Annotated in this window: 1 protein-coding gene; it reads right to left on the reverse strand. The window is 59.9% G+C overall.

Annotated features, from left to right (window positions below):
* On the reverse strand, window positions 1–846 hold an 846-nt coding region (gene tssI, locus QZR14_RS27910), incomplete at its 3' end, for a type VI secretion system tip protein TssI/VgrG (RefSeq protein ID WP_311998310.1).
* Between the last annotated feature and the right edge of the window lie 130 nt (window positions 847–976).

Here is a 976-nt window from a genome sequence, read left to right on the forward strand (position 1 = left end):
GGCGAGCTGGAAGTCGCTGCGATGGCGTTCGAGGGCGCGTTTGGCCAGGTGCTTGCCGCGCTCGCGGTCGATGAAGCGACCCGGGTAGTCGTAGTCTTCGAGGTCGGGCAGGGCGTCGCCGCGCTGTTCGCTTTCCAAGGTGATGCGTGGTTTTTCGAAATCGTAATCGCGGCGGGTGGTGCGGCTGGTGCGGGTTTCCAGGCGCAGGTCGAAGCGCTTGATCACCGGGTCGCTGGCGACCATGCCGGAGTCTTGCTGATAGGCCACAGGCTTGAGTTTCGGGAATACCGTCTGGTCATCGCCAAACACCAGTTTGTGCGCCGTCGCCGTGTGTTCGAAGTGGTAGTGAATACCTTCTTCCTCGCACAGGCGCTGGATGAAATGCAGGTCCGATTCATCGTACTGCACGCAGTAGATGCGCTCGGGATAGATCGAACCGGTCTTGAATTCGTAGGCGTTGCTTTGGATGCCGTGCTCTTCAAGGACCATGCCGATGATTTTCGGCACCGTGAGGTTCTGGAAGATGCGTTGATTGACGCGATGCGCCAGGTACGCCAGTTGTGGGCGCAGGGTCACTGAATAACGGGTCAGGCGTTTGCCCGAGTCACCTTGCGCGGCGCGATAGATCTGGCCGTGGATGCCGCTGCCGTCGGGCGACAGTTGCAGGAAGGCCGGTTTGTGCAGCAGGGTTTCGAGGTCCAGCGACGGCTGCTCACTGACCAGCTCCACCTCGAAGACAAAAGGCTGGCTGATGGCTTCCCGACCGGTGAGGGTAAACACCTGGAAATCGGCGGATAGCCCTTCGATGGTCAGGGCAAAGTGGGTTTCATTGGCCGGCGCGAACATCCCTTGTTCCTCGTGCTGTACAGCGGCGTTCGTCGACGACCGCAAAGCGGCTCAACGTACGCGAAATTCTGGAGGGGCGTAAACAACATCGACCAGCAGAGCTGGCCGATGCTTGTAACGATCAGCCGTA

Source organism: Pseudomonas sp. rhizo66 (genome assembly GCF_031931925.1).
GTDB lineage: Bacteria > Pseudomonadota > Gammaproteobacteria > Pseudomonadales > Pseudomonadaceae > Aquipseudomonas.